Source organism: uncultured Campylobacter sp. (assembly GCF_937997595.1).
GTDB lineage: Bacteria > Campylobacterota > Campylobacteria > Campylobacterales > Campylobacteraceae > Campylobacter_B.
In genome coordinates this window covers 1-5,939 of the sequence record NZ_CALKTS010000146.1, presented here as the reverse complement: position 1 = coordinate 5,939, position 5,939 = coordinate 1, and the positions used below count along the sequence as shown (strand labels likewise).

The window sequence follows — 5,939 nt, the reverse complement described above, 5'->3', positions numbered from 1 at the left end:
ATCAAACTCGCCATCAAGCAAAACAACGACCGAGCCGCGCCTAAAACTGCAAGCGCTCCAAAAGATCTCGGCGCCGTTTACGCATTCGCGCGCTAGATCGAGGCGAAATTTGCCCCGCTCGCGCACGAGAAAACTAAACTCGCTCAAATTTAACGGGTGCTCCACGCTACCGAAGGCTCCCATGATAATATCTTTGCGCCCGTTATAGACGTAGGCGGCGAGCGCGTTTTGCAGTAGCGGAGCGATGATCTACTCGTGCGCGCTCGTGTGATCGTCCTCTCTGGCGCGCCCTGCGATCTTTACTAAAAATGGCTTGAAATAATCCATAAATGCTCCTTAAGCTTATAAAATTTGCTCGCTCTTGCTTTTAAATTTAACGGCTTGCACTTTTAAATTTATGCCTATTTGGCTCTTGCGATAGCCGAATTTAGTTCGCGGTGCCCGCTTTTTCGGCTCGCCTTTCAGACATCGCCGTTTTTAAATTTTACTCTTGTATCTGCTATTGCAGCTTCTTGCGCTTATGCATCGTTTTTACGCCTATCAAATACAACCTGGATGGCGGTTTAGATTTTACACAAAATACTCGCGCGCAGCATCCTTGCTCTCAAAGGGGCTTACGCTCAGCTCGCTGCCGTCTATGAGTAGGGCGTAGCTGCGCGCGGCGTCCGTTTTGGCGTATGTTAACGCCAGTCTCGCCGCAAGCTCTCTATCCGCTTCGCTCGCGCCTCTACTTAGCAGGCTTAGCGCGCCCACGACGTCATCTTTAAATTTTATCTCGCTAAATTTCGGATTTTGCACGGCGGCAAGCTTTTTGTTATCGCTCTCGTCGCGTCCGATTATGAGCTTCGCGCCGCCCGGCAAGCGCAGATGGCGCCCGAATTTTAAAATTTCAGCGTCCGCGGGCGTTTCGATCTTTTCAAATTTTACCGCATCCTTGATCCGCTCGCTGAAGCTCTGCACGGTCAGCAGACAGCCTCCCGCGGGCGTTTCATAGTCCTCAAAGCCGAACTCTGCCGCCAGCTGCATCTGTATAGCCCGTCCGCGCCCGCTGATATCAAGCAGCGCGCCCCTATCTACCCAGCCCTTGATCTCGGGCGTCGTGGGCGACAGCAGCTTCGCGCACAGCGGACGTAGGATCAGCCCCTCCTCATCGCCGCTAAGCCCGCCGACCTGAGCTAGAGCCTGCGCGCGCTGGCTCATCGGGCGCTGTCCGAGCACCTCGCCCGTGATGATGAAGCTCGCCCCTTCGTCTTGCAACATCGCAAGCGCGGTCTTAAACATATATCCGTGACAGTCGATGCAGGGGTTGAAGTGCTTGCCATAGCCGTATTTGGGCTCGAAAAGCACCTGCCGCAGATATTCGCTTCTGATATCGACGCTTTTAAAATCTGCCCCCGCAGCTGCGGCTCTGCGGCGCATGATCTCGCTCTTATCATCCTTGCCGCTAAATCCTATATCCATATTCAGCGCGAGCACCTCGATGCCTTGCGAGACGATGAGTTTGACCGCGAGCATGGAGTCAAGCCCGCCGCTAAAGAGCGCCAATGCCTTCATTTCGTTCCTTTACTTGAGTTGGTTGATCTTTTTTTGATACTCCAAGATCCGCTCGATCTTGTCGGGCGCGTCGGAGTTTTTGAGCTTTTGCATCAGATCTTGCAGGGCGTTGCGGCGTAAAATTTTGCACGCGTCGTTAAAAAGCGCCGCGCCGTCGATAGGCAAAATTTCATCATCCAGCGCGAGCGCGCGCAGATTTTCGCGGGCTTCGCTTTCGGCGTTTTGAACATTTTGGATACTTTGAGCGCTTTGGACATTTTGAGCGGCGGCTTCCATCTCGCCTTGATTTGCGCCGATGCTTAAGCTCCGTCTCTCGCCGTTATTTGCATCCTCTTGCTTCTCGCCGCCGTTTGCACCCTGCTGTGCGGAATCTTTTAAATTTACGGCGCCCGTAGAACCCTGCCCGCTAAAATTTTGCTCGCTAGAGCTCTCACCGCTTTTTAAATTTACGCTCTCGCTACGGATAAAATTTTCTCCCGCGCCGCCTGCGATGAAATTTTCGCCGGCATTACTATCCGCATTGCCGCCCTCGCCCCCGATGAAATTTTTAAAATTCTCGCCGCTGCGAGCGAAAGCCAAAAACGCCTCGAAAATATCGCCGTGCATGCGAAAATCGCGCCGCTCCAAGCAGCCGAGCCCAAGCTCCGCCATCTCACCATCGAGCAACATCGATTTTATGATCTGAAGCTCCGCGATCTCCTTACGGCGTAGTAACGTCTGCCCGGACCTCGCCGAAGCCGCAGGCAGCGCAGAGCTCTCATAGCGCGCCGTATTTTGCGCGCGAACAAAATTTCCGCTGTTTAAGCTCCCACTCGCGCCGCTCCTGCCGTCTGCGCCGTGCCCTTCGTAAAAACCCAAATCGCGAGAGCCGAAGCTCTCGCCCTCGTTGAAATTTCGCCCCTCAAAGCCCGCGCCGAAATTTTTACCGCCGCTTGCTAAATTAAACGAACCCGGCGAGACGTTTAAAATTTGCGCCACTAGGCTCTGATAGGACTCGGCGAGCACGGGGCCGAGCGCTGCGGTAAATTCTTTGATCTCATTTAGCGCCGCCTCTTTTTGCATGGGGCGGGCAAGGTCGTATTTTTTAGCGATCTGTCGAATTAGAAATTCCCCGCTCTCCATGCCGCTAGCATAAATTTGCTCTAGCTCGCGCACCTTGCCCGCGACTATCATATCCGCAGGATCGGCGCCGCCGCCGATTATAGCGACGCTTGAGTCGATCTTATTTAGGCACAAAAGCCGCGCCGATTTCATCGCCGCATTGATGCCCGCAGCGTCGCCGTCGAAGCTAAGCACGACGTTAAGCTCCGCGCGCTTTATAAGCGGCAGATGAGCGGGCGTCAGCGCCGTGCCGAGCACAGCTACGGCGTTGTCGATGCCTGCTTGATGCAGCATGATGACGTCCATGTAGCCCTCGGTGATGATGAGGGTTTTTTTGGCGATCGCGCTTTTTTTTGCAAGGTCGAATGCGTAGAAAATTTTAGATTTATCAAACAGCGCGCACTGCGGCGAATTGACGTATTTGGCGGGATTATCGCTTATCGTGCGGCCGCCGAAGCCCACGAGCTTGCTTGCGTGGTTGTAGATCGGAAAGGTGATGCGCTCGATAAAGCTTGCGTAGAGCCCGCGCTCGTTTTGCTTCACCGCGCCCGCATTTAGCGCGTCTTGCGGCGGAATTTCTTCGTTTTGCAAAACCCTGATCGTCTGCGCGCTAGCTCCAGCGTAGCCAAGGCCGAATTTGCGAATGCTTTGTTCGCTTAGGCCGCGCTCGTGCAGGTATTTTACGGCGGCGGGGTTTTGATAAAGGCAGCTTTGGTAGTAGGCGTTTAAAATCCCAAGCACCTTCTTCTCTTCGCTGCGCTCCTGGACTTTAGCGCCGGTGTATTGCAGCGCGAAATTATACATCCCCGCAAGCTTTTCGACCGCTTCTGGGAAGCTTATCTTTTCGTAATCTTGGATAAATTTAATCGCATTGCCGCCCGCTTTGCACGAAAAGCAGTGAAAAATTCCAAGCTTGGAGCTCACGCTCATGCTCGGGTGCGAATCGTCGTGGAAGGGGCAGACGCCTACGAAATTTGCGCCGCTGCGCTTAAGCGGGACATATTTTTCTACGACGTCTACGATATCTACGGTGGCCAGCAGATTTTCTATGCTTTCGTTTTTAATCATAAGCGAAATTATACCCGCACTTTGCTATAATTGCCCTTTATTTTTGCGACGAGGTTTGATTTGGATAATTTTTTCTTAGACGATCGCGACCCGATTTTCGGGCTTATCATGCTGATAAGCATAATCTTGCTAGTGTCGATTCTAAGCTACATTTGGGGAGTTTTTTCTAAAAAAAACGAGAGGCAGAGTTTAGAGAATTTCATCAAAAAATTTGACACCCTAGACGCGCTTAGCACCGAGCACAGGCAGCTTCTGGCAAGCCCGCAAATAGACATCCCGACGCTTGGAATTTTGGCTAGCTCTTTCGTCAAAAGCGGCGACTTCGAGCGCGCGATAGAAATTTATCTAATCGCGCTAAGTAAGGCTAGCGGCGGCGTACAGAGGGAGTTTATCCTCACCAATCTCGGTATCGTATATTTCAAAGCGGGCTTTTTAGGGCGCGCCGAAGAGGTGTTTTTGCAGGCGCTGAAGCTGCGCCCCAGAAACAAAGAGGCTCTTACGCATCTTACGGTGATTTATGAGCGGCTCAAGCGCTTTAATGAGGCGCTTGAGGTGCTTGACGCGCTGCGCGAACAGGACGCCGAAGTATATGCTCAAAGCCAGTTCGAGCGCGCCCAGATCATCGCAAACGACGCCAATACGCCGTTTAATAAAAAGATCGCTAAAATTTCAAAGCTAAATTTCAAAGGCGCGGGGCGGTTCTGCATGGAGCTTTTTATCAAAAACAAAGAGCCTATGGAGGGCTTTGACCGCTTCCCGCCGATCGAGCAGGCGATCGATCTGATCTATGATTTCCCTGCGGCGGTAAATACGCAGGATACGGAGTACAACGCGCTTTTTTACGCGCTTGGAAAAAGCGATCAAAAGCCTGGGAGCGCGAGTAAAATTTTTGAGATCAACGCACTTATGGCTATGAAAGACGCGGGCTTTGAGGACGCTGGGCTTAGCTTTAGCTATACCTGCGCGAAGTGCAAAAGCTCGGTGGGGCTCTTCTCGCACCGCTGTCCGGTCTGCTACGAGCTAGGCAGCATGGAGATCAGGGCTCAAATTTCGGAGAAAACCGGTGAAATCGGTCAAACTTTTTAGCGACGGCAGCTGCCTCGGAAACCCTGGAGCGGGCGGCTGGGCTTATATCTTGCAATACGGCGACGCGATAAAAAAGGCAAGCGGCGCAGAAGCGATGACGACAAATAATCAAATGGAGCTAACCGCCGCCATAATGGGGCTTAGCGCGCTTAAGCAGCCCTGCCGCGTCGAGCTTTTTACCGATAGCGAATATGTCGTTAAGGCGATAAATTCCTGGCTTGCAAAGTGGGTCGTTACCGATTTTAAGGGCAAGAAAAACGCGGATCTGTGGCGCAGATACCTTGCGGCGGCGGCGCCTCACGAGATCAAGGCCTCGTGGGTCAAGGGGCATGCGGGTCATCCGCAAAACGAGGAGTGCGACGCTATGGCTCGCGCGGCCGCAGAAGCGATAAAAGGCTGAAATTCTACGACAAAGCTCGCGATTGCGCGGATTTAGCATAGATTTACCCGCGTTTGCTTTGCACACAGAGCCGCTTCGGCGTAAATTTTATCGCCCGAAGCCGGTTTTAATGCGTTCGTTCACGCAATTGGGTTCTTATATTTGAAAGCAGGCGCGTTTTTGGCGAAGATTAAATTTGCGGCAAGTGGGCTTCGGCACGGCTTGCGTTAAGATTAGCGGGCACGTTTAAATTTTATTCGTCGCAGATCGTCGCTAGCGCACTTCATTCGTCGCGTTGGTGCAAATTTAGCGCGGGCGATGCCTGCACTTATTCGTTTCGTTTGTGCAGGTTTTGTTTGCACCGGATGCCGTTTGCGTGCGAGCCGCCGCGAATTTCGTAAAATTTTATAATAAAGGGCAAAGATGCAAAATTTAGAAAAATTACAAGAAAAACTGGGCTACAAATTTAAAAATTTAACCCACCTCAAGATCGCTCTTACGCACAAAAGCGCCAAAAACGGACATAACAACGAGAGGCTGGAATTTTTAGGCGATGCGGTGATGGATCTAATCGTGGGCGAGTATCTTTTCAAAAAATTTAGCAGCGACGAGGGCGATCTGAGCAAGCTGCGCGCCGCACTCGTGAACGAAAGCAGCTTCTCTAAATTTGCAAAATTTTTAGGCATCGGCGAGAACCTGAATATGTCGCTGTCCGAGGAGCGTAACGGCGGACGCGAGAAACCCTCGCTGC

The 5,939-nt window shown here is 52.1% G+C and carries 5 protein-coding genes and 1 pseudogene; 3 read left to right on the top strand and 3 right to left on the bottom strand.

From position 1 onward, the window contains the following. The 3 genes and pseudogenes from Q0614_RS05095 to dnaG form a co-directional block, all read right to left on the bottom strand. Window positions 1-183: pseudogene (locus tag Q0614_RS05095) on the bottom strand (hypothetical protein); the annotation flags it as partial. 387 nt (window positions 184-570) lie between these two features. Further along, complete coding sequence (locus Q0614_RS05090) at window positions 571-1,554, bottom strand: argininosuccinate synthase domain-containing protein (protein WP_298787005.1); 984 nt, start codon at window positions 1,552-1,554, stop codon at window positions 571-573. 9 nt (window positions 1,555-1,563) lie between these two features. Next, complete coding sequence (gene dnaG / locus Q0614_RS05085) at window positions 1,564-3,723, bottom strand: DNA primase (RefSeq protein ID WP_298787003.1); 2,160 nt, start codon at window positions 3,721-3,723, stop codon at window positions 1,564-1,566. Window positions 3,724-3,783: 60 nt separating this feature from the next. Between dnaG and Q0614_RS05080 the strand changes: the two genes are divergently transcribed. The 3 genes from Q0614_RS05080 to Q0614_RS05070 all read left to right on the top strand — a co-directional run. Continuing rightward, window positions 3,784-4,809 (top strand): tetratricopeptide repeat protein, encoded by a 1,026-nt coding sequence (locus Q0614_RS05080; protein ID WP_298787001.1) that lies wholly within the window; start codon window positions 3,784-3,786, stop codon window positions 4,807-4,809. After that, the gene (rnhA, locus tag Q0614_RS05075) at window positions 4,787-5,209 is read left to right on the top strand and encodes a ribonuclease HI (protein WP_291938667.1); all 423 of its coding nucleotides are present in this window, start codon (window positions 4,787-4,789) and stop codon (window positions 5,207-5,209) included. Before Q0614_RS05080 ends, rnhA begins: the two co-directional genes overlap by 23 nt. A gap of 402 nt (window positions 5,210-5,611) precedes the next feature. Next, a partial coding sequence (locus Q0614_RS05070; protein WP_298786999.1) for a ribonuclease III domain-containing protein occupies window positions 5,612-5,939 on the top strand: 328 nt, incomplete at its 3' end.